General features: G+C 72.5%; 18 protein-coding genes. 9 read left to right on the top strand and 9 right to left on the bottom strand.

From position 1 onward, the window contains the following. Positions 1-204: 204 nt before the first annotated feature. The 4 genes from AAEP86_RS08930 to AAEP86_RS08915 all read left to right on the top strand — a co-directional run bounded on the left by AAEP86_RS08930 (position 205) and on the right by AAEP86_RS08915 (position 4,363). Complete coding sequence (locus AAEP86_RS08930; RefSeq protein WP_420370189.1) at positions 205-1,137, top strand: hypothetical protein; 933 nt, start codon at positions 205-207, stop codon at positions 1,135-1,137. 124 nt (positions 1,138-1,261) lie between these two features. Continuing rightward, positions 1,262-1,822, top strand: a complete 561-nt coding sequence (locus AAEP86_RS08925) for a YceI family protein (protein WP_420370188.1) — start codon at positions 1,262-1,264, stop codon at positions 1,820-1,822. 967 nt (positions 1,823-2,789) lie between these two features. Then, positions 2,790-3,356: a TIGR03086 family metal-binding protein gene (locus AAEP86_RS08920; RefSeq protein ID WP_420370187.1), complete on the top strand. Its 567-nt coding sequence runs from the start codon at positions 2,790-2,792 to the stop codon at positions 3,354-3,356. Then, positions 3,353-4,363: an aldo/keto reductase gene (locus AAEP86_RS08915; protein WP_420370186.1), complete on the top strand. Its 1,011-nt coding sequence runs from the start codon at positions 3,353-3,355 to the stop codon at positions 4,361-4,363. Before AAEP86_RS08920 ends, AAEP86_RS08915 begins: the two co-directional genes overlap by 4 nt. A 136-nt stretch (positions 4,364-4,499) precedes the next feature. On the opposite strand, the gene AAEP86_RS08910 is transcribed toward AAEP86_RS08915, so the two are convergent. Beyond that, positions 4,500-5,486 (bottom strand): oxygenase MpaB family protein, encoded by a 987-nt coding sequence (locus tag AAEP86_RS08910; RefSeq protein WP_420370185.1) that lies wholly within the window; start codon positions 5,484-5,486, stop codon positions 4,500-4,502. Between the two features lie 144 nt (positions 5,487-5,630). On the opposite strand from AAEP86_RS08910, the gene AAEP86_RS08905 reads away from it, so the two are divergent. Then, a complete protein-coding gene (locus AAEP86_RS08905) occupies positions 5,631-7,313 on the top strand; it encodes a long-chain-fatty-acid--CoA ligase (RefSeq protein ID WP_420370184.1) in 1,683 nt (560 codons plus the stop codon). Positions 7,314-7,449: 136 nt separating this feature from the next. Here the strand turns inward: AAEP86_RS08905 and AAEP86_RS08900 are convergent, their stop codons facing one another. From AAEP86_RS08900 to AAEP86_RS08875, 6 genes are all read right to left on the bottom strand, one after another. Continuing rightward, entirely contained in the window at positions 7,450-8,451 is a 1,002-nt protein-coding gene (locus AAEP86_RS08900; RefSeq protein WP_420370183.1) for an EamA family transporter, read from the bottom strand. Continuing rightward, on the bottom strand, positions 8,448-10,433 hold the full coding sequence (locus AAEP86_RS08895; protein ID WP_420370182.1) for an amino acid transporter: 1,986 nt from the start codon (positions 10,431-10,433) through the stop codon (positions 8,448-8,450). The genes AAEP86_RS08900 and AAEP86_RS08895 overlap by 4 nt, the downstream gene beginning before the upstream one ends. An 86-nt stretch (positions 10,434-10,519) precedes the next feature. Then, positions 10,520-11,368 carry an ABC transporter permease gene (locus tag AAEP86_RS08890; protein ID WP_420370181.1) on the bottom strand — a complete coding sequence of 283 codons (849 nt, stop codon included), beginning with the start codon at positions 11,366-11,368 and terminating at the stop codon, positions 10,520-10,522. Continuing rightward, a complete protein-coding gene (locus AAEP86_RS08885; RefSeq protein ID WP_420370180.1) occupies positions 11,365-12,357 on the bottom strand; it encodes an ATP-binding cassette domain-containing protein in 993 nt (330 codons plus the stop codon). The genes AAEP86_RS08890 and AAEP86_RS08885 overlap by 4 nt, the downstream gene beginning before the upstream one ends. Positions 12,358-12,414: 57 nt before the next feature. Beyond that, positions 12,415-13,248, bottom strand: coding sequence for a hypothetical protein (locus AAEP86_RS08880; RefSeq protein WP_420370179.1), 834 nt, complete (start codon positions 13,246-13,248; stop codon positions 12,415-12,417). 128 nt (positions 13,249-13,376) lie between these two features. Next, positions 13,377-14,990 (bottom strand): inositol monophosphatase family protein, encoded by a 1,614-nt coding sequence (locus tag AAEP86_RS08875; protein ID WP_420370178.1) that lies wholly within the window; start codon positions 14,988-14,990, stop codon positions 13,377-13,379. A 71-nt stretch (positions 14,991-15,061) separates the two neighbouring features. On the opposite strand from AAEP86_RS08875, the gene AAEP86_RS08870 reads away from it, so the two are divergent. Further along, the gene (locus AAEP86_RS08870) at positions 15,062-15,481 is read left to right on the top strand and encodes a DUF3054 domain-containing protein (RefSeq protein ID WP_420370177.1); all 420 of its coding nucleotides are present in this window, start codon (positions 15,062-15,064) and stop codon (positions 15,479-15,481) included. A gap of 119 nt (positions 15,482-15,600) precedes the next feature. Here AAEP86_RS08870 and AAEP86_RS08865 read toward each other — a convergent pair whose 3' ends face one another. Next, positions 15,601-16,254 (bottom strand): spermidine/putrescine ABC transporter substrate-binding protein, encoded by a 654-nt coding sequence (locus tag AAEP86_RS08865; RefSeq protein WP_420370176.1) that lies wholly within the window; start codon positions 16,252-16,254, stop codon positions 15,601-15,603. A gap of 170 nt (positions 16,255-16,424) precedes the next feature. Further along, entirely contained in the window at positions 16,425-17,360 is a 936-nt protein-coding gene (locus AAEP86_RS08860; RefSeq protein WP_420370175.1) for a DUF3097 domain-containing protein, read from the bottom strand. Between the two features lie 80 nt (positions 17,361-17,440). Here AAEP86_RS08860 and AAEP86_RS08855 point away from each other — a divergent pair, with 80 nt between their 5' ends. From AAEP86_RS08855 to AAEP86_RS08845, 3 genes are all read left to right on the top strand, one after another. Next, positions 17,441-18,490 (top strand): zinc-binding dehydrogenase, encoded by a 1,050-nt coding sequence (locus AAEP86_RS08855; RefSeq protein WP_420370174.1) that lies wholly within the window; start codon positions 17,441-17,443, stop codon positions 18,488-18,490. 219 nt (positions 18,491-18,709) lie between these two features. Further along, on the top strand, positions 18,710-19,951 hold the full coding sequence (locus AAEP86_RS08850; protein ID WP_420370173.1) for an ROK family transcriptional regulator: 1,242 nt from the start codon (positions 18,710-18,712) through the stop codon (positions 19,949-19,951). A 168-nt stretch (positions 19,952-20,119) separates the two neighbouring features. Beyond that, complete coding sequence (locus AAEP86_RS08845; RefSeq protein ID WP_420370172.1) at positions 20,120-21,460, top strand: extracellular solute-binding protein; 1,341 nt, start codon at positions 20,120-20,122, stop codon at positions 21,458-21,460. Positions 21,461-21,474 lie beyond the last annotated feature (14 nt).

Below are 21,474 nucleotides of genomic sequence, written 5' to 3'. Positions count from 1 at the left end.
CGCCTTCCCGGCGCCCGGACCGCCGGTCTGCCGGCGCCCTGACCGCCGAGCGGGCGGGAACGGTGCGTCGCCGAAGCGGGACACGGCTCGTTCCCGCCCACTCGACCGGGCGCGCTCTCCTCCACAGACAAGCCGCGCCTCCCGTCATCCACACTGGAGGCGCGACGCGCCTCCGACAGGTCCGCGCCGCTGGAGCATGTGGCGATGACCGCCAGACGTCGACTCCCGCTGGTCCTGCGGGACTGCTCCTTCCGGGTCCGCGACGCCCTCCGCCGCGGGGTGTCCCGCGGCCGGCTGGACGCCCGCGACCTCTTCCGACCGTTCCACGGCATCCGCTCGGCGAACGACCCGCGCACCGTCGAGGAACGCGCGCGAGCCCTGGCTCCGCGGCTGCGTGCGGACCAGGCGTTCAGTCACGTCACCGCAGCTGCGATCCTGGGCGTCCCGCTCCCCCGGCGGGTCGAGCGCGACCTCCGTCTGCACGTCACGACCATCGGCACGGACCAGGCGCTCCGTGTGGACGGATCGGTGGGGCACCGCGCGAAGTACGGGAGCGTGCGGATGACCGTGTCCCGTGGCGTTCCGATCACGGACCCTGCGAGCACCTTCGTCGCGCTCGGGACCGTCCTGTCGCTCGACGAGCTCGTCATCGCCGGGGACGCCCTGGTCGGCACGCTCGGCTGGGTCAGCCTCGACGAGCTCGTCGTGGCCGTCCGTCGGCGTCGTGGGTGTCGTGGCGTCGTGAAGCTCCGAGCCGCCCTCGAGGAGATCCGCACCGGCTCGCGCTCCCCCGGCGAGACCAGGACGCGTCTGGCGCTCGTCCGCGGCGGCCTCCCCGAGCCGGAGCTGAACCACGACGTCGTCGTCGACGGGCGCTGGATCGCCTGCGTCGACCTCGCGTACCCCGAGTCCCGGGTGGCCATCGAGTACGAGAGCGATCTCCACCGCACCGACCCGGCGACGTTCAAGAAGGACCTCACCCGGGGCGAGCTCCTGAAGGACGTCGACTGGTGGCTCGTCCGGGTCACCGCGGACGACGTGGGCCGCGACCCGGGCCAGTTCCTCCGGCGGGTCCGACGGCTGTTGGAGGTCGGTGTCGAGAGACGACACGACACGCGCGTGACGACGCTCCGGTGAACAATGGTTGACGCTTCAACCAAAAGGGTGCACACTGGCGTAGCATCAACTTCGATGCGGGCGCATGGATCGGGGCTCCGGTTCGTCCGCGTCGCACAAGACTCCCGTTCGGAAGAAGGACATCATGACGCTCACCGCCTCCGCCATCCCCGGCTACCAGACCGGCACCTGGAAGCTCGACCCGACCCACTCCGAGGTCAGCTTCTCGGTCCGCCACCTCGCGATCAGCAAGGTCAAGGGCAAGTTCGAGCAGTTCGACGCCACGCTCGTGACCGCTGAGAACCCGCTCGACACCACCCTCGAGGCCTCGATCGACGTCTCCAGCATCAACACCAACCAGCCGCAGCGCGACCAGCACCTCGCGACCGGTGACTTCTTCCTCACCGAGGAGCACCCGCACATGACGTTCCGCTCGACGGGCATCCGCGAGGACGGCGACGACATGCTCATCGACGGCGAGCTCTCGCTCCGCGGTGTCACCAAGAACGTCACCCTGAAGACCGAGTTCGGCGGCGTCACCACCGACGGCTACGGCCAGGTCAAGCTCGGCGCCGAGGCGACGACCAAGATCGACCGCACCGAGTTCGGCGTGAACTGGAACGCGGCGCTCGAGGCCGGTGGCTTCACCCTGGGCAACGACGTCACGATCAACCTCGACGTCCAGTTCGTCCTCCAGGCGGCCTGAGTCCCCACGGACTCGTCGCCCTGCTGAGGGCACCGAACAGCACGACCCGAACACGAGACGAACGCCCCGACTCCTCCCCCTGGAGCCGGGGCGTTCGTCGTTCCCGGCGAGGGCGATGACGCCCGCACGTGCGGACCCGTCCGGTCGCCGGTGCCATCAGGTCCAGTGCGGACGGTGGCGCGGTCGCGGTTGGAGGCTGCGTCTCGACCGGTCGCTGCGTCGCGGTCGTCGGCAGGGCCGCGGTCGGCGGCTGCCTCGCGGTCCGTGGGTGTGTCGCGGCCTGTGGTGGCACCGCGGTCGCCGCGCGTCTCACCACGTCACGGTGAGCGGGCGGAGATGCGCGGTCGATCTCCGAACGCACGGTGGCGATCCGCCCGCTCACGGACGCACACACACCCGCTGCCCCGGGCGGTCACGGCGGCGGTCACTCCGGCCCGCGCGAACGGGCGAAAGACTGCGGGCGTTCGCCAGTTCACCGCGCGATTCCGCCCGCTCGATCGACCGGGCGAAAATGCGCCGTCACCCGCCGAGTGCACCACGCGGTTCCGCCCGCTCGGCCCACGGGGCGAAAACGCGCCGTGGTGCGCCCTCGAACGACCACGCGCTTCCGCCCGCTCGCCGTGAGCGGGTGAAAAGGCGCGGCCGGTCCAGGGCGCACCACGTGCTTGCGCCCGCTCGCCGCTCGCCGCTCGCCGCTCGCCGCTCGCCGCTCGCGGCACCTGGGCGGGCGTAGCGTTGCCGACGGACGACCAACGCCCCGCCCACCAGCACCCCCGGCCACCCCGCCCACCACGCTCACCGCCACCCCGCCCGCGCCGACCGCAGCCCCACCCCACGGGAATCCGCACGCAACCCTCCCGGTTGCAGGCGAGCACGACCCCAACGACCCCCACGACCCCGCACGCCGACCCCACACCCCGACCCCCACCACCCCCACCCGCCGACCCCGACGAAGAGGAGCACCACCATGGCCACCGACTGGATCGCGCTGCAGGCCCTCGCCGCAGCCGAGTTCGGCCGCCGCGTCGCCGCCGTGACGGACTGGGACGCCTCCACCCCGGACTCCGAGTGGACGACCCGCGACCTCGTCCGCCACGTGGTCGACGAGCAACGCTGGATCCCGAAGCTGCTGACCGGGTGCGAGTACGCCCAGGCGGAGGCGGACCTCGAGGAGATCGGCGACGACCTCCCGGCCGAGTGGGCGAAGTTCGCGGGAGCGGCGACCGTGGCGTGGCGGAACGCGCCCGCCGACACGCCCGTGCACCTCGCCACGGACGTCGTCCCTGCCGCGCAGTACCTCACCGAGCAGACCAGCGACATCACGATCCACACGTGGGACCTCGCCCGGGCGACCGGCACCGACGAGACGCTGCCCGACGAGCTCGTCCAGGCCGTGTGGGAGTACTTCGAGCCGCAGATCGAGGACCTCGCGACCACCGGGCTGTACGCCGCGCCCGTCGACGTGGGCGGTGATGCCCCGCTCCAGGTCCGCCTGCTCGCCGTCACAGGCCGCGATGCCACAGTGGCAGCATGAGCGAGCACGAGAAGACCCCCCTGAGCGGGACCACCCGACTCGGCGCCACCGGCCTCGAGATCAGCGACGTCGTCCTCGGGATGATGTCCTACGGCGAACCGGAGCGCGGCTCGCAGAGCTGGAGCGTCGGCATCGACGACGCTCGTCCGATCGTGCGGCGTGCCCACGAGGCCGGCATCACCACGTTCGACACCGCCAACGTGTACTCGGACGGTAGCTCGGAGGAGATCACCGGCACACTCCTGAAGGAGCTCGCCCCGCGCGAGGACGTGCAGGTCTTCACGAAGGTCTTCAACCGGATGCGCCCGGGCCGCAACGGCGCCGGGCTGTCCCGCGCGGCGATCATGCACGAGATCGACGCCTCGCTGACCCGGCTCGGCACGGACTACGTCGACCTGTACCAGATCCACCGCTTCGACCCGCACACCCCCGTCGAGGAGACGATGGAGGCCCTGCACGACGTGGTCAAGTCCGGCAAGGCCCGGTACATCGGCGCGAGCAGCATGTGGGCGTGGCAGTTCGCCGAGATGCAGCACGTCGCCGAGCTGCACGGCTGGACCCGGTTCGTCAGCATGCAGGACCAGTACAACCTGCTCGAACGCGAGGAGGAGCGCGAGATGCACCCCTTCTGTGCCCACACCGGCGTCGGGGTGATCCCGTGGAGCCCCCTCGCCCGCGGCAAGCTGACCCGTCCGTGGGACGCGAGCGGCTCCGGCCCGCGATCGGACGCGGACGCGTTCGGCAAGACCCTCTACCGCCAGGACGAGGACGCGAACCGCACGATCGTCGAGACGGTGCAGCAGGTCGCCGAGACCCACGGCGTGAGCATGGCGCAGGTCGCCCTCGCCTGGGTCATGGCGAAGGACGCGGTGAGCGCGCCCATCATCGGCGCGACGAAGGCGCACCACGTCGACGACGCGGTGGCCGCCGCTTCGCTGACGCTCTCGGACGACGAGGTCGCCTCGCTCGAGTCCGCGTACACGCCGCGGACGCCGTCCGGCTTCTGAGACGGCGGGTGGTCGCGGCGCGCATCCCGTCGACGCGGCCACCCGCGATCTGGTCGCGGCGCGACCCGACGCGGCCACCCGCGGTCTGAAGGCGCGGCGCGTCCCGCCGACCCCGGCCACCCACGGCCTGGAGGCGTCAGACGGTCGCGTCCACCCCGTCGCTCGCGTCGACCCCGCCGGTCGCGTCCACCCCGGCGGCTGCGTCCGCCTCGTCCTGCTCGCGCCGGAGCCGCGCGATGCGCACGAGCGCCGCGCGCTCGGTCCCGGTCTGGTGGCCGAGCACGGCACCGATGCCGTCGAGCACGACGCCCGCGGTCCGGCGCACCGGGAACTCCACCGGGCCGACGGCCGGCGTCCGCAACCCGAGCATGGACCGGTGCCGCTGGTCGAGGGACGCGACCGCGCCGTCGAACAGCGCCCGGTACCCGGGTCGGAGCAGCCGGGCGAGGGGCGGGTCCTTGATGAAGCGCACGACCTCGTGGGTACGGGCGTTCGCGACGAGCTCGCCGCGGTCGAGGTACCCGTTCATCTGCGCCCGGAGCTCGGCGTCGGACTCCGGTGCGTCCTCGACGCCCATGAGCCGGCCGGCGATCGCCCACTCGCGCACGTAGGCGTCGGGGCCGCCCGGGATGGGCTCGCCCCAGAGCTGGGCACTCCGCAGGAACGCGTCGGTGAACGCGAGGTGCACCCACCGTGCGAGGTCGGGGTCGTTCGCCGCGTACGGCCGGGTGACGCCGTGCCCGTCGACGTACTCGCCACGGACCCGCTCGTGGAGCCGTCGCACCCAGTTGCTCGCGTTCGTCGCGGCGGCGGTGTCACCGTGGGACACCGTGTAGATCCAGCGGATCGTGCCGGCCAGACGGCCGAAGGGGTCGTCGCGGTAGCGGGAGTGGTCGGCGACACCGGCGAGCGCCCCCGGGTGCAGGGCCTGGACGAGCAGTGCGCGGACGCCGGCGAGGATCGTCTGCTTGCCGCCGTGCACGGACCAGGTCGCGGAGCCGGGACCGAAGAACCCGGCGTCGCTGCCCTGCTCGAGCTCGTCGATCCAGGCCGGCCGCTCCGTGGCACCACCGGTGAACGTGTCGTTGAGGCGGGAACGGAAGGCGTCGGCGACGGAGGGCATGCGGCCATCGTCCGTCGCGCCCCTGACAGTGGGCCGGGCGGACCGCGCGCACGGGACGTCCGCGCGGAGCGCGCGCAGGTGCCGGCCGCGCGCACCGCGCGCACCTCCCAGGCGCTCCGGGGCCGGCCCGCTAGGTTGGACCGCGTGAGCATCGACACGCCTCGTCCCTGGCTTGCCTCGTACGCCCCGGGGGTCCCGCACGACATCGAGGAGCCCACCGGCTCCCTCGCCGACATCGTGGAGGAGTCCGCGCGGCGCTTCCCGAAGCAGGTCGCCCTCGAGTTCTTCGGGCGGACCACCACCTACGCCGAACTCCAGGAGCAGATCGACCGTGCGGCGAACGGGCTGCGCAAGCTCGGCGTCACCGCCGGGGACCGGGTGGCCATCGTCCTGCCGAACTGCCCCCAGCACGTGGTGGCCTTCTACGCGGTGCTCCGGCTCGGTGCGATCGTGGTCGAGCACAACCCGCTGTACACGCCGCGCGAGCTCCGCCACCAGTTCGAGGACCACGGCGCACGGGTCGCCGTCGTCTGGGACAAGTCCGTCGCGACGCTGCAGGACTTCCCCGCCGACGTGAAGCTCGACGCGATCGTGTCCGTCGACCTCACCCGGGCCATGCCCCGTGCCACCCGCGTCGCCCTCGCACTGCCGGTCGCGAAGGCCCGCGAGTCCCGCGCGAAGCTGACGACGAAGGTCCGTGGCACGACGAAGTGGGACGACCTGGCGTCGAGCCGGAAGCTCTCGAAGCGGCACCCGCGCCCGGGGACCGACGACGTCGCCCTGATCCAGTACACCTCGGGCACGACCGGTGTCCCGAAGGGTGCCGTGCTGAGCCACCGCAACCTGCTGGCGAACGCGACCCAGGCCCGGCTGTGGGTGCCGCAGATCCGCCGTGGCGACAACGTCGTCTACGCGGTCCTGCCGATGTTCCACGCGTACGGCCTCACGCTCTGCCTGACCTTCGCGATGAGCATGGCGTCCCGCCTCGTGCTCTTCCCGGCGTTCGACCCGGCGCTCGTCCTCCGGGCGATGAAGAAGCACCCGCCGACGTTCCTCCCGGCCGTCCCGCCGATCTACACCCGGTTGCAGCACGCCGCGGACTCGGCGAAGGTCTCCCTCGAGGGCATCGAGATCGGCATCTCCGGCGCCATGCCGCTGTCGCAGGACGTCGTCGAGCCGTGGGAGGCCCGGACCGGCGGCTACCTGGTCGAGGGCTACGGGCTGTCCGAGTGCTCCCCCGTGCTGATGGCGAACCCGGTCTCCCCGGCCCGTCGGCTCGGCGCGATCGGCCTGCCGCTGTCCTCGACCGAGGCGCGGGTCGTCGACCCGGACGACTCGTCGAAGGTGCTCGGCACCGACGAGGCCGGTGAGCTGCAGGTCCGCGGCCCCCAGGTCTTCCGCGGCTACTGGGGCAAGGCCGAGGCGACCGACGAGGTGTTCACCCCGGACGGGTGGTTCCGCACCGGCGACATCGTCTCGATCGACGCCGACGGGTACGTCAAGATCGTCGACCGGCTCAAGGAGCTCATCATCACGGGCGGCTTCAACGTGTCGCCGTCCGAGGTCGAGGACGCCCTCCTGAAGCACCCCAGCGTCCGCGAGGTCGCCGTCGTCGGCATCACCCAGGCCGGGAACGAGCAGGTCGTCGCCGCGGTCGTGCCGAAGGATCCGAAGACCTTCGACGGCGACGCGCTCCGGACGTGGTCGCGCGACCACCTGGCCGCCTACAAGGTGCCGCGGCGGATCGTCGTCGTCGAGGACCTGCCGCGCTCGATGATCGGCAAGGTGCTGCGCCGCAAGGTGCGCGACCAGATCCTCGGCGAGTAGCCCTGCGCCGCCCGGCACACGACCGGTCCTCCGCGGCCGCGCGCAGCCGTCCGGTGCGCGACCGGGTCCTCGACGAGGCCTCTCGCGCCGCACGGCGCGCGACCGGGTCCTCGGCGAGGCCCCCGCGCACCCGCGCTCAGCGGCCCCGGCCGGACGCTCCGTGTGTCGGCAGTGCAGGCAGGGGCGGCAGTGCCAGCAGGGCGAGCCCGAGCACCACGAGCGCGATCCCGGTCCACCCCCACGTGCCGAGGTGCTCACCGACGACGAGCACGGCGAGCACCGCCGCCACGACAGGCTCGAGCAGGGACAGGAGCGTCGCCACCGAGGCGCTGACGCTCCGCAGTCCGACCGCGTACAGGGAGTGCCCGAGCACCGTCGGCACGAGCGCGAGGTACAGGAACACCGGCCAGTGCGCGACCACGCCGAGGTGGTCGTGACCGCCGACGACGGCGAGGACGACGAGCGGGACCGCGGCCGTCCCGAACACCGCGCCCACCAGTCCACGGCCCGTCGACCGAGTCCGCGTGGCGATCGCCGCGGACGGTCCGCCGGGGAACGCGACGGCGCCGGACACCGCCCGCATCCCCCGCGCCACCGCCCACGAGTAGACGGCGTAGGTGCACCCCGCCAGCAGTGCGGCACCGAGCCCGAGCAGCAGGGAGCCGTCGGCGTCACCGGACCCGCGGGGGCGTGCGGCCGCCACGACGACCATGCCGGACACGCTCACCACGGTGGCGGCGACCCACCGACGCGTGACGCGTCTGGCGTCGGCGACCCACTCGACGAGACCGGCGACGAGCGGCGACGACCCGATCGCGATCGTCGTGCCCACCGCGACGCCCGCTCCCGCGAGGGCTGCGTAGAACGCGACCGCGTAGACGACGAGCGCCGAGGCGCCGAGCACGACCCAGCCGCGCGTGGTCCGCCCGGTGAGGGCACGGAGCGTCGAGCCGCCGGCCGCGACGGCGAGGACGAGGCCGCCCAGTCCGAACGTGACGGCGCCGAGGACGAACGCGGGCACACCGGGCGCGAAGTGCGTCGCGGTGCCCGTGGTGCCCCAGACCGCGGCGGCGACCACGACCGCGGCGATGCCTCCGGCGGGCCGGGAGGCGCGACGCACGTCCGCCCCGGAGGTCACGACACGTGGACGCTCGGTCGCCGGTTCACGTCCGGCTCCGCCTCGCGGAGGACCTCGCGCGTGACCGGCGCGACGTCGCCGGCGCCGGTGAAGACGAACCGCAGGGCGTTCCGGATCGGACTGCCCTCGTTCCACTCGAAGTAGATGCTCGGCACGACGCCGGCGATGTCGCGGATCGCCAGCAGTGTCGACGCGATCGTGTTCGGCACGTTGCCGGACCGCACCTTGAGCACGCGGAAGCCGTGGATCACGTGACCCTCGACGACGAGGTCTTCCTCGAAGTCGGACGAGTCGGCGGGCAGGACCTCGAGGAACATCGTCGGCACCCGGGCCGGGATGCCGGAGTCCCGGCGCTCCTCACGGCCCTTGGCGCGGTAGGCGGCAGCGGTGCCCGCCCCGGGCTCGTTCGCGATGATGCAGACCGAGCTGAACTGGTCGGCGTCGGCCTCGACGAACTGCCGGGCGGTCGCGTCCAGCTCGATCGACGACGCGCGCAGCTCGAACGACCGTCGGACGCGCGAGACCAACGACACCACGACGATCGCGATGATGAAGACGGCCGCGATCCGCACGCCGTCCGGTCGCTCGATGACGTTCGCCACGGTCGTGTACACGAACACGACCGCGATGACCCCGAACGCGATCGTGCGCTTCTTCTGCTGCTTCCGACGGGCCGAGAGCGTCACCGCGACCGCGGCGCTCGTGATCAGCACGAGCACGCCGGTGGCGTACGCCCCGCCCTGCGCGTCGACGTTCGCGTCGAAGATGATCGTGATCACGAAGGCGATGAGCGTGAAGATGATGACGAGCGGCCGCGTCGCCCGGGCCCACTGCGGCGCCATGCCGTAGCGCGGCAGGAACCGCGGCACGAGGTTGAGCAGCCCGGCCATCGCACTCGCACCCGCGAACCACAGGATCGCCACGGTGGAGAAGTCGTAGACGGAGCCGAAGACGCCGCCGAGGTACTCGTGAGCCAGGTAGGCCAGCGCCCGGCCGTTCGCTCCCCCGCCCTGCTGGAACTCGCGCTGCGGGATGAGGAACGTCGTGACGATCGAGGACGTGATGAGGAACGTGCTCATGATGATCGCCGCGACCGTGAGCAGGCGCTTCGTCCCGCGGATGCGCCCCTCGGGGCGGGCGCTCGTGTCGTCGGCGGCGTCACCCCGCACCTGGGGCATGACCGCGACGCCGGTCTCGAAGCCGGACAGCCCGAGCGCGAGCTTCGGGAAGACGAGGAGGGCGATGCCGACCATCACGAGCGGGTTGCTGTGCTGCGCCGTGAGGCCGCTCCACCAGTCGCTCGCGACCGTCGGGTGCTCGAAGACGTGCCAGAAGGCCACCGCGATCACGATCGCGTTGAGCACGAGGAACACGCCGACGAGGACGACCGCGATGCCGATCGCCTCCTTGAAGCCGCGGAGGAAGACGACGCCGAGCAGGAGGAGGAGCGCGAGGGTGAGCGGGACCGGGATCTCGGTGAACCAGTGCGGCGTGTACGGGTTCTCGGCGATGTGCGCGGTGGCGTCGGCGGCGGAGAGCGTCATGGTGATCATGAAGTCCGTCACGGCGAACCCGAGCAGGACGAGCACGAAGAGCTTGCCCGCCCACCACGGCAGCAGCTTCTCGAGCATCATGATCGACCCGGCGCCGCGGAAGCTGTCCTGCGCGACCCGGCGGTAGACCGGCAGGGCACCGAACAGCGTGACGAGCACCAGGACGATCGTGGCGATCGGCGACAGCAGCCCGGCTGCCAGGGCCGCGATGGCCGGCTGGTAGCCGAGGGTCGAGAAGTAGTCGACGCCGGTCAGGCACATGACCCGCCACCACGAGTGGGTCTTCTCGACCTCGACCTGGTGCGGGCCCTGGTGCGTGGCTCCCTGGTCGGCTCCGTGGAGCATCCATCGGCGCACACGGGTGCTGCGGTCGAGGGTCGGCTCGGTCGCGTCGCGTTCCGCGGCCCGCTCGGCGTCTGTCGCGGTCACGGAGTCGATCGTAGGTGGTCCGGGTGCCGCTGTCGTGCACCCGGACCCCGCTGTGGACACAGCGGCACGACGCCGCCGTGCTGCCGCTACTTCGCGCTGATCCTCGTGTACTTGCTGACCGCCCACGGCACGAACACGACGAGCATGACCGCGATGCCGACGAGGACCGTCGTCACCGGGTGCTGCATGGTCCAGATGTCCGGCACCGGAGCCGAGCCGACGTTGCCGAAGAGCTGCCGGGCGGCCTGCACGAGCGACGACACGGGGTTCCACTCCGCGAACACCCGCAGCACCAGCGGCAGGGTGTCGCTCGGCACGAACGCGTTCGAGACGAACGTCAGCGGGAACAGGATCATGAACGACGCGTTGTTGATCACCTCGGGGGTCTTCACGCTCATGCCGAGGAGCGCCATCACCCAGCTGAACGCGTAGCTGAACAACAGCAGCAGGCCGATCCCGGCCAGGAACTCCGGCGGCGACGAGTTCACCCGCCAGCCCACGGCGAGCCCGGTCAGCATCATGATGACCATCGAGATGCCGTTCAGCACGAGGTCGGAGTTCGTGCGCCCGACGAGCACCGCCGACGACGCCATCGGCAGCGTGCGGAAGCGGTCGATCAGCCCCTCCTTCAGGTCCTGCGCCATCGCCGACCCGGAGAACGTCGCACCGAAGACGACGGTCTGGGCGAAGATGCCGGCCATCAGGAACTGCGTGTAGTCCGTCCCCTCGACCGCGATCGCCCCGCCGTACACCTGGCTGAACAGCAGCACGAACATGATCGGCTGCAGCACGGCGAAGACGAGCATGTCGGGCGACCGCTTGATCTTGATGAGGTTCCGCTTGGTGACCGTCCAGCCGTCCTCGAACCAGATCGCGACGGGCGAGGTGACGACGACGGGCAGCTGCCGCCCGAGGGCCTGGGTGGTGGCGGTCATCGTGCCGGCTCCTTGTGCTCGACCGTGGCGTCGTCGTCCGCCGTCGCCGCGTGCCCGGTGAGCCGGAGGAACACGTCGTCGAGCGTCGGACGGCGCATGCCCGCGTCGTGCAGCTCGATGCCCGCGTCGCCGAGGTCGGCCAGCACCCGCTGCAGCGCGCTCGGCCCCGCGTCCACGGCGACACCGAGTGTCCGACCGTCACCCGAGGCCTCGACGTCGCCGACGCCGTACCGCCGCAGCACGGTGGTCACCGCGTCGCGGTCGGCCTCGTCGACCAGGGTCACGACGACGCGGTGTCCGCCGACCTGCGCCTTCAGTTCGTCCGCCGTGCCCTCGGCGATGACCCGGCCGTCGTCGATCACGGCGATGTCGTCGGCCAGCCGGTCGGCCTCCTCGAGGTACTGGGTGGTGAGCAGGACCGTCGCGCCCTCCGCCACCAGGTCCTCGATGATGCCCCACAGCGCGAGACGACTGCGCGGGTCGAGTCCGGTGGTCGGCTCGTCGAGGAACAGCACGCGGGGGTTCATCACGAGGGCGCCCGCGAGGTCGATGCGTCGCCGCATGCCGCCGGAGAAGCCCTTCACGGGACGGTCGCCCGCCTCGGACAGGTCGAACACGTCGATGAGCTCCCGTGCGCGCTCGCGCGCCGTACGACGACCGAGGTGGTAGAGCCGCCCGATCATCTCGAGGTTCTCGGACCCGGTCAGGTTCTCGTCGACGGCCGCGTACTGCCCCGAGACGCCGATCGACCGCCGGGTGGCCTGTGGGTCGGCGACGACGTCGATCCCGTCGATCGTCGCCGACCCCGCGTCCGGCGTGGTGAGGGTCGTGAGGACCTTGACCGTGGTGGTCTTCCCCGCACCGTTCGGCCCGAGCAACGCCGTGACCGTGCCCTGCGGGACGGACAGGTCGAGCCCGGACAGGGCGTGGACCGGACCGGACTTCGACCGGTACGTCTTGGTCAGCCCGAAGGCTTCGATGATGGCCATGCGACTCCCTCGTCGACCACGGAGCACTACAGGGGGTCGGTGGGGAGCGTCGACGCGCTACACGTCGAAGTCACCACCGAAGTCGCCGAAGCCTCCGCCGAAGTCCGATCCGCCGTCGCCCCAGCCCGCACTCTCGACCCCGCCGCCGTCGCCCGCGCCGGCGTCCGACGCGCCGCCGTCAGCGGAGTCAGCACCAGTGTCCTCCGAACCGCCGTCGCCCGCAGCGTCGGTACCGCCATCGAACGATCCGGCGTCCGGCAGGAAGGCGCTCATGACGGCGGAACCGATCACGTAGCCGGCCACCGTGCCGAGGATCGACGCGCCGATCATGCTGCCGAAGGACGGGCCCGACCGCTGCCCACCGCCGAAGCCGCCGAAGCCGCCGCCGGGCCCCCGGCCACCGCCGACGCCCCCGAGCGAGCGCTCCATGAAGCCGGGCTGCCGGATCTCGGAGCGGGTCGCCGCCTGCGCGAGGGAACGCGGGTCGTCGCCGCGCGGCGCCTCGCCGGCGGGAGCCGTCCGGGTGAACTCGTCGTAGACCATCCGCCGCTGCTCGGGCGTCAGGGTCGCGAAGGCCTCGGCGTGGACCTCCTCGATGCGCTCCGGCGGGGCCGTGCGGAGGAGGTAGCGGTAGCGCTCGACGGCACGCTCGTCGTCGGTCGCGCCCTGACCGGCCGGCGCCCCTGCGGTCGGCGCGCCACCGCCCCACTGCGGCACGCCGTAGCCGCCGGCCGGAGCTCCGGGGTCGGAGGACTGCGCCGGCTGCTGGTAGGACTGCTGGCCGTAGCGGTAGCCCTGCTGCTGCGGCTGCTGGGGCTGCCCCCACTGGTTCGGCGCCGAGCGGTCCTGGTCGCGGTCCGGGCGGCCGAGCAGGCGGTCGAGGAATCCCATGGTCGATGCTCCTTCGGGTGCGGCCGGTCCGGTCCGGACCCGCCGTGGACTGCCACACTAGGGAGCGGCGTCGACCGGTGTCTGAGTGCCCGCACAGAGTCCCCCGAGAGGCGGCACCGGGAACCCCGTCACCCCGCGTCGAGCGCCGCCGTCCAGACGGCGTGCAGCTCGTCCGCGGCGCCCGGGTGGGCGACGAGGAACGGCTCGCCCACCGGCGGGAGACCGTCGACGGGCCCCTTCCGGGTGAGCACGACGCCGCCGGCCTCGTGGACGAGCAGCACGGCGGCGGCGTGGTCGATCGGGTCGAACGCCGACACGCAGCCGCCGATCCCCCGCCCCGCGGCGACCTGCGCGATCGTCAGCGTGCCGGAGCCCTGGACCCGCAGCGTGCAGGCCCGGTCGGCGAGCGCGTCGAGGAACGCACCGAACCCGGCCCAGGGCCGGTGCCCGTCGAGCTCCGTGCCCACCACCGCCCCGGCGAGCGCCCGCGGTGCGTCGTCCAGGCGGAGGGGTCGGTCGCGCAGCACGGCGCCGCGGCCCCGACGCGCCTCGAGCACCTCGCCGCGCCACGGGTCCGCCACGACCCCGACGAGCGGTCGGCCGCCGCGGGTGAGGCAGAGCGACATCGAGGTCCAGGGGACACCGTTCGCCAGGTTGGTCGTGCCGTCGACGGGGTCGAGGTACCAGCGGTGCCGGTCGCCGGGGGCGTCGCCGTACTCCTCGCCGCTGAAGCCGTGCGTCGGGAAGGCGGTCCGGACACGCGATCGGACGTGCTGCTCCACGAGCCGGTCGACGTCGGTGACGAGGTCGGCGGGGTGGGCCTTCGTCGACACCTCGCCGACCGGGTGCTCGCGGGTGAAGGCGATGACCTCGTGTGCGATGCGGTGCGCCAGTGCCCCGGCGCGCGTGGCGACCTCGGTCTCCGTGGGTTCCCGGTCCGCGTCGGGCCACCCGTCCCGCTCGGCGGCGGCGAGGGTGGCACGGACCGAGGCGACGTCGTTCGTCGTGATCGAGTCGACGCCGAGGCGGGCTGCCCACCGTGCCGGCTCGGCGTCGTCGACCGTGCGCACCGCGACCCGGAGCCCGAGCGCGTGCGCCGCCTCGATGGTCCGCGGGGTGAGGAACGCGACGTCGAGGTCGAGCGTCGACGGCCGGACCGCCTCGACGTGTGCGGCGGTCGGCGGCTCGAGGGACTCCCACGCGAGCCAGACCTCCGCGTCCGGCAGTTCGTCGCGGACGACCGCCATCGCGGTCGGCGCCCCGCACCAGGCGACGCCCGTGGTCCCACGGTGTCCGGCGACGGTGCGGGCGGCGACGACCGCGTCGGCTGGGTCGGCGCAGCCGACGAGCAGGGTCGAGCGGCAGCCGTCGAGCCGTTCGAGCACGGCGTCGAGGCGCGGGATGCGGTCGAGGCCGTTCCCGAGGCGGGCGACGTCGCACCACTCCACCTCGGACACCCGCCGCGGGTCGCCCCACATCCGGCCGAGGGTCGCGTCGTGGAGCAGCACGGCGACGCCGTCGGCGGTGCGTCGGACGTCGACCGCGATGGTCTCCGCACCGAGCGCGTCGGCGACGGCGACGGCGGGCAGCGTGTTCTCGCGACGGACCCTCGGCGCCCCGCGGAGCGCGACCAGGTGCGGTGGACGCACCCCGTGCGAACCGGTCGGACGGGGCGGACGGGTGCCGCGCCTCCCGGTCGGCTCGTCGACCGACTGCGTGACCGGGGCGTGCGTCGTCGTCATCCGCGCATGCTCGCCGACGCGGGCGAACCGGAGGTGACCCGGGCGTGAACACGGGCTGCGAGAATGGCCGGGTGACCCAACGCACCTGGGGCTGGCTGGCAGCCGTGATCGACGTCGTGCTCATCGTCCTGTTCGCGCTCATCGGACGGTCGTCGCACGGTGAGTCGGAGTCCGCCCTCGGGCTCTGGACCACGGCGTACCCGTTCCTGGCGGGCTGGGCCATCGCCTACGTCACCAGCGGCGCGTGGGCCCGTCCACTCCGCTTCTGGCCGACCGGGATCGTGGTCTGGGTGCTCACGGTGTTCGTCGGACTCGCGATCCGGGTGGCCACGGGCCAGGGCGACGTCGGCGGCGACCCACTGCCGATCTCGTTCGTCATCGTCGCGACGATCGTGCTCGGGGTGTTCCTGCTCGGGTGGCGGGGCATCGCGCGGCTGGCGCTCCGACGGTCGACGCGGCGCGGACGCGACTCGGCGGGCCGGGCGGCCTGACGCAGGACCCGGATGCGCGACGGCCCGGCGGCCCGACACGGGACCCGCATCCGCGACGGCCCGGCGGCCCGACGCACGACCCGCATCCGCGACGGCCGCGCGGCTCAGAACAGCGCGTCTCAGAACAACCCGGAGCGCGGATCCCCCTCGGGACCGTCGAACCCGCGGAACATGTCCGACACGAGCGCGGCGATCTGCGGTTCGACGAGACGCTCGACCGCCTCGGCGATCCGCGGCCGGTGCTCCACCAGCGCCAGGCACACGGCGGTGCCCGTCGACCGGGCGCACTCGTCGGACAGTGCGATCTCGTGCCGCAGCGCGGCCTTGGCCTCGTCCGAGAGCGGCTCACGCGGCGCGGGTTCCGCCGCGCCCGTGCCGGTCAGCTCCCCGAGGGTGAACAGGAAGGGCTCGCCGGGCGAGGGCTCCGGGTCGACGTCGAGGCCCTGGAACTCCGGCGAGAGCCCCTCAGCCGGCTGGTACCCGGCGTGGCGCTTCCGCGCGTCCGCTCGTGCGAGCTCCCGGTGCAGCAGCGGCAGGTTCTTCGCGGTGTAGTCGTCGACGGCGTCGTCCACGATCGTCGAGATCCGCCCGATCAGTGCGTGCTGGACGGCGTGCGGGACGTCCGGCCCGAACCCGGCCGCCGCGGCGATCGGCGACCCGGTGCACTTCCGGCAGATCCGGGTGCGCGGACGCGCCGTCCCGATCTGCCACCGCGGCAGCCAGCGCAGCCAGACATCGACCGCGCCGCGTACGCGCCCCTCGATGCCGTCCATCCCTCAACGATACGGACGGGAGGCGCGGATCACCCGGTCATCCGGCGCGCGGGGGCGAATCGGCCGGCTCCTCAGGCCGTCGGTTCCGTCACGAAGTCGCGCGCGCTCCGCTGGTGCGACGCGCCCGGGTGCGCGGCGCCAGCGCCGACCGAGCCTGCGACGGCGGTGGGTCAGGCTGCTTCGGTCACGAAGTCGATCAACTCCTCGACCCGGCCGAGCAACTGCGGCTCGAGGTCGGCGAAGGTGCGGACCTGGCCGAGGATCCGCTGCCACGCCCGGGCGATGTCGGCCTGCTCCTCCGCCGGCCAGCCGAGGTGCTGGCAGATGCCCTTCTTCCACTCGATCGACCGCGGGATCGTCGGCCATGCCTGCAGTCCGAGCCGTGCGGGCTTCACCGACTGCCAGACGTCGACGAACGGGTGGCCGACGACGAGGACGTGCGCGCCCCACCTGCCGCGCATGACCGCGTCCGCGAAGCGGGACTCCTTGGAGCCGGGCACGAGGTGGTCGACGAGCACGCCGACGCGACGGTCGCGGGTCGGCCGGAACTCCTCGAGGACGTCGGCGAGGTTGTCGACGCCGGAGAGCTCCTCGACCACGACGCCCTCGACCCGGAGGTCCGCTCCCCAGACCTTCTCGACGAGCTCCGCGTCGTGCTTGCCCTCCACCATGATCCGGCTCGGGAGCGCCACCCGTGCGCGCTGCGACTCGACCGCGAACGATCCGGACGCGGTCCGGAGGCGACCGCCGTCGGACGCGTGCCGGACGGCGGGCGCGGCCCCGGGCCTCCCGGCTGCGGACCCCTGCGGACCGGACGCGGCGCGCCCTGGAGCGGCAGACCGGCCCACCGGTGCCTGCGGGCGACCGAGCGTGACGAGTTCGCCCTCGAGCAGGAACTGGCCGCCGAACGGGAAGGAACGCGTCCGGCCCTTCCAGTCCTCGAGCTCCACGTTGCCCGCCTCGAGGCGCACCACGGCACCGGCCCAGCCGGTCGCCGGGTCCTCGAGCACCATGTCGCGTTCGAGCGGCACCTGCCGCACCTTCTTCACCCCGCGCGAGCGCCAGTCCCCCGAGAGCACATCGCCGCCGTACCGGTCGTCGTCCACCCGCACGAGGGTACTGTCGAGTCGGCTCCGGACGACGTCGACCGGCCGATCCCCCACCATCTCGACGGAAGGCCTCCCTCGTGCGCGCAGCGATCATCCACGCCCCGAACGACATCCGCGTCGAAGACCGTGACCGGCCCGACCTGATCACGCCGACGGACGTCGTCGTCAAGGTCGTCGCGGCGTGCGTCTGCGGCTCGGACCTGTGGCCGTACCGCGGCGTGACCGGGACCGCGCAGCCGCGGCCGATCGGGCACGAGCTCGTCGGCGAGGTCGTCTCCGTCGGGGACGACGTCACCGACCTGCACGTCGGCGACTTCGTCATCTCGCCGTTCACCATGAACGAGGGCACCTGCCAGGCGTGCCGCCACGGCATGACCTCCGGGTGCGAGCACCGGTCCGGGTTCGGCGGGGAGGACGCCTACGGCGACCCGGTCGGCGGCGCCCAGGCCGAGTACGTCCGCATCCCGGACGCCCAGGCAACGCTCGTCGCGGTGCCCGGCCCGGTCGACCCGGCGCTCGTCCCGTCGCTGCTCACCCTGTCCGACGTGTTCTCGACGGGGCACCACGCTGCGGTGTCCGCCGCCGTCGGCCCGGGGAAGACCGTCGTCGTGGTCGGCGACGGTGCCGTCGGCCTGTCGGCGGTCCTCGCGTCGAAGCGCCTCGGTGCCGAGCGCATCATCGCGATGAGCCGGCACGCCGACCGGCAGGCGTTGGCCCGCGAGTTCGGGGCGACGGACGTCGTGGCGGAGCGGGGTGAGGCCGGCGTCGCGGCGATCCGTGAGCTACTCGGCGGGGACCTCGCCGACTGCGCGGTCGAGGCCGTCGGGACCGAGGAGAGCATGGACCAGGCGCTGCACTCGGTCCGCCCCGGCGGCAACCTCGGCTTCGTGGGGGTCCCGCACGGGGTGCCGACCATCGGGACCCGCTACCTCTTCGACACGAACATCGCGATCGCGGGCGGCATGGCCCCGGCGCGGAAGTACATCCCCGAGCTGCTGCCGGACGTGCTGTCCGGGGCGATCGAGCCCGGCCGGGTGTTCGACCTCGAGCTGCCGCTCGACGAGACCGCCGAGGCCTACCGGGCGATGGACGAGCGCCGCGCGATCAAGGTGCTGCTGCGCCCGTAGGCGCGCGGAGGGGTCGCGCCCCGTTCCACGAAAGCGACAGTCTGCCGTCGAACATCGGCGGCATCCTGTCGCTTTCGCGTGGGCATCGCGGAGCGATTGCGCGAAGGTGTCGCTTTCGCGGAGCAACTCGCGACCGCCGTGTTTCGCGGAGCGGAACGCGTGTTTCGAATCGGTAAACAAACCTTTCAGTAAAGAAGGTTGTCCGTTACAGTCCTCGACATGACCACACGAGGACGCACCCCCGGGCAACCCGGGCTCCTGCGCGTCCTCAACGACCGGGCCGCCCTCGAACTCCTGCTCGACGACGGCCCGCTGACCCGCAACGAGATCGCCCAGCGCACCGGCCTGAGCAAGCCCACGGCGGCGGAGATCATCCGACGCCTCGTCGCCGCCGACCTCATCCACGAAGCCGGCACCGCCACCCAGACGGGTCGCCGGGGCCCGAGCGCCGTCGTGTACGCCGCGACGACCGACCGCGACCTCGCCGTCGCCGTCGACGTGCAACTCGTCGACGTCCGCTCCACGGTGGTCGACGCCACCGGCCGCGCGTACGCCGTCGCCGAGCACCGGATGGACGAGGACGAGATGCGCGCCGCCGGCGAGGACATCGTCGCCGCCGCGGTCAGCCGCGCCGCCGCGGCCGCGGGGATCGACCCCGAGCTCGTCACGGCCGTGGCCGTCGGCGTGCAGGCGAGCGTCGACCACGCCACGGACACCCTCATCTTCACCGACGGCCTGCCCGGTTGGCCCCGCGAACAGGTCGCCGAGACGCTCTCGCGAGCCCTCGGCGTCCGGATCGTCATCGAGAACGACGCCAACCTCGCCGCCATCGCCGAACGCAACATGGGGGCCGGCCGGTCCCCCGGGTCGTTCGCACTGTTCTGGATGGCGGAGGGCCTCGGCATGGCCCTCGACCTGCACGGTCACCTGCACACCGGCGCGTCCGGCGCGGCGGGCGAGATCGGCTACCTCAGCGTGCCTGCGGACGCACGCTCCATCGACCCGACGGCCACGGTCATCGCGGACCTCATCTCCGAGCCCGCGATCACCGCCCTCGCCGCCGAGCACGGGATCACGGCACCGGACGGCTCCGCAGCCGACTGGCGCCAGGTGCTCCCGCAGCTGCCCGGGCTCCCCGAGCAGCACCCCTTCACCACCGCCCTCGGCGAGCGCGTCGGGCACAACGTGCTCCCCGCCCTCGCCGTCGCCGATCCCGAGACGGTCGTGCTGCACGGCCCGACCGGCATCGCGGGCGGTCCCGCCCTGGCCGCCGCCGTGACCTCCTGGCTCCGGACCCGCACCCGCTGGTCCACCGCCGTCGTGGCACCCGGCGTCCCCGACACCCCCGTCCTCCACGGTGCGCGGCACGTCCTCATCGACGTCGTCCGCACCGCGCTCGCGGACCGGCTCGAACGCATCAGCGACGATGCGCCCGCGCCGGACCCCGCCGAGCGCACCTGAGCCGCTCCGCCCAGCGGAGTCCCACCCGCACCACTCGAGGCACCACCCCCGGCCCTGTCCCAGGGCTCTTCGTCGCGCCCGGGAACGGCGTCGCACGTCCGGACCCCGTCCGCTCGTGCGGTTCCGCGATCCGCAGCACGACGGAGCGAGACCAGAGAGCGAGTACTGATGCACCCCTCCAAGCGATCCGCCGTGCGGATCCTCACCGTCACGGCGATGGCCGCTGCCGGCGCCCTCGTCGTCGCCGGCTGCAGCTCCGGCAGCAGCGCCGCCGACGTCGCCGACAAGGCCCCGAAGGACCTCAAGGGCACCGTGTCCCTGTGGCACTTCTTCACCGGGCGCGAGGCCGGCGTCGTGAAGAACGCCGTCGCCGGGTTCGAGAAGGCGAACCCCGGCGTGACGGTCGACATCCACGCCGGACAGGACGACGAGAAGCTCCAGAAGGCGATCTCGTCGGGGCAGAACATCGACGTGGGCCTGTCGTACTCGACCGCGATCGTCGGCAGCTTCTGCTCCTCGGGCGCCTTCCGCGACCTCTCCCCCTACATCAAGCGCGACAAGGTCGACCTGTCGGACATCCCGAAGGCCGTGCGGTCGTACACGCAGTACAAGGGCACGCGCTGCACCCTGCCGGCCCTCGCCGACGTCAGCGCACTCATGTACAACAAGCCGCTCCTGGCGAAGGCGGGCATCACCTCGCCGCCGAAGACGCTCGACGAGCTGAAGTCCGACGCGCTCAAGCTCACGACCTACAACGCCGACGGGTCGATCAAGCAGCTCGGCTTCAACCCGCTCATCGACTTCTACGAGAACTCGCCCGAGCACTGGGCCCCGATGGTGGACGGCTCGTGGCTGGACAGCAAGGGCAACAGCGAGATCGGCACCTCGGCCGCGTGGAAGAAGCTGATCACCTGGCAGAAGGGCTTCGTCGACGAGATCGGCTACGACAAGCTCAAGGCCTTCACCTCGGGCCTCGGCCAGGAGTTCGCCGCCGACAACGCGTTCCAGACCGGCCAGGTCGCCATGCAGATCGACGGCGAGTACCGCACCGCGTTCATCAAGGACCAGAAGCCGGACCTCGACTACGGCACCGCGCCGACCCCGGTGATGGACGGGCTCGGCAACTACGGCTCGACGTACATCGCGGGCAACGTGGCTGGCATCGCGAAGGGCTCCAAGAACCCGGAGCTCTCCTGGGCACTGCTGAAGTACCTGTCCACGAACACCGACGCGCAGGTCATCATGGGCAACGGGCTGAAGAACATCCCGACGCTCACCTCGGCCCTGCAGTCGTCGAAGCTCGAGGTCGACGACAACTACAAGACCTTCGTCGACGTCGCCGGCGACGAGGACACGATGACCTCGCCCGGCACCGCGGACGGCGCCGCCTACATCGGCACGTTCACGAAGTTCTGGCAGGCGTACCAGCAGAACGGCGGCGACCTCGACGCCAAGCTGAAGAAGCTCGACTCCGACATCGACAACGCCAACCAGCTGGCTGGTCCGTGACCATGACGGACGTC

It is taken from the genome of Curtobacterium sp. L1-20, assembly GCF_048755855.1.
Taxonomy (GTDB): Bacteria; Actinomycetota; Actinomycetes; order Actinomycetales; family Microbacteriaceae; genus Curtobacterium.
Note: the sequence above shows the minus strand (reverse complement) of the source record. Positions and strands in the feature narration are given on the sequence as shown.